Consider the following 1,225-nt stretch of genomic DNA (forward strand, 5'->3'; position numbering starts at 1 on the left):
GGGAACCTCTAAAAACTCTCCCGTGAAAAAATAAGATCAACTTTGTACCCATTCGTCATAAAATTGATCTTATTGAGAAGAGGGATTTCTGACTTTTTCAAGCATTAAAAGGCATGAATGCTCGATTTCCCAAAATAAACCAAACGTTGTAAATCATAGCAGGTTGCTTTCAGCGTCATCATGAAATTGGCGCGTAGCTGGCCTACCGTTCGGATGAATTTATCACCCATCTGGGAGAATGAGCCAAAGATGTGTTCCACTCGTGCCCGGGTTTTCACTATTTTCTTATTTCGTCCTTTCTGGCAGGTTGATAACGGCTTATTTCGCAACCCTTTTCTCTGAATATGAACACGATAGCCCTGTTCCTTCAGCGCCTGTTCACGTGTCTGGCTGGCATACCCTTTATCCGCATAAATGTCTCGACTTGTATTTGACCGGTCCAGAACGGCTTCAAAAAACGGGCTATCATGGGCGGAGGCGGTGCCTGTCGCGATGTGACGGATCACTTTATATTTTGCATCGACATTAATGGTCAATTTATAGCCAAAATAACGTTTACCGTGTTTTTTCGTCCAGGTTGCCTCCGTATCTTTCTGACATCGTTTGTTTTTTGTCCAGACATCAGGGGGGTTACCCTGACGGATTTGTTCATTCTCTTCTTTCTTATTGTGTTGCTTAGGAACCGGAATCAACGTGGCATCAATGATTTGGCCGCCACGAGGGATAAATCCCTGTGCCGAAAGCTGATGCTTCGCCTCGTCAAACAACGCCCTGGCACCTTCCTGACCAATCCGTTTTTCGAAATACCAAATGGTATTACGATCTGGAATATTAATGACATCGGTCAAACGACAAAAACGTTGCCAACTCATGCGGTCAAGTAATTGATATTCCATCTTTTCATCGGAAAGATTATGGAAATGTTTCAGGATAATGATGCGAACCATCACCTCAGTCGGGAATGGCGGGCGTCCGCCTTTGGGAGAAATAATCCGTGGCGCGACCCGGTCTACCGTGTCAGCCAGTGCCGAGAAATCAACATACTTATCAAGGACAAGCAGTGGATCGCCTAATTCATCAATTTTTCGACGATGGTATTCGGCTGCCAGCTTATCTTTTTTTAAAGCAGAACGAGGCGGTATCATGACGGCGCTACCTTGTAGGGATGTATTGTGTCTACATTTTACTCAATTTGGTGGCTGTGAAAAGTTTTTAGAGGTTCCCT

Annotated in this window: 1 protein-coding gene; it reads right to left on the reverse strand. The window is 44.6% G+C overall.

Annotated elements, in window-relative coordinates:
- Positions 1-104: 104 nt before the first annotated feature.
- Positions 105-1,142: an IS5 family transposase gene (locus AACQ81_RS03630; protein ID WP_237388476.1), complete on the reverse strand. Its 1,038-nt coding sequence runs from the start codon at positions 1,140-1,142 to the stop codon at positions 105-107.
- Positions 1,143-1,225: the final 83 nt, after the last annotated feature.

The sequence above is a fragment of the Xenorhabdus sp. Sc-CR9 genome (genome assembly GCF_963897815.1).
Lineage (GTDB): Bacteria > Pseudomonadota > Gammaproteobacteria > Enterobacterales > Enterobacteriaceae > Xenorhabdus.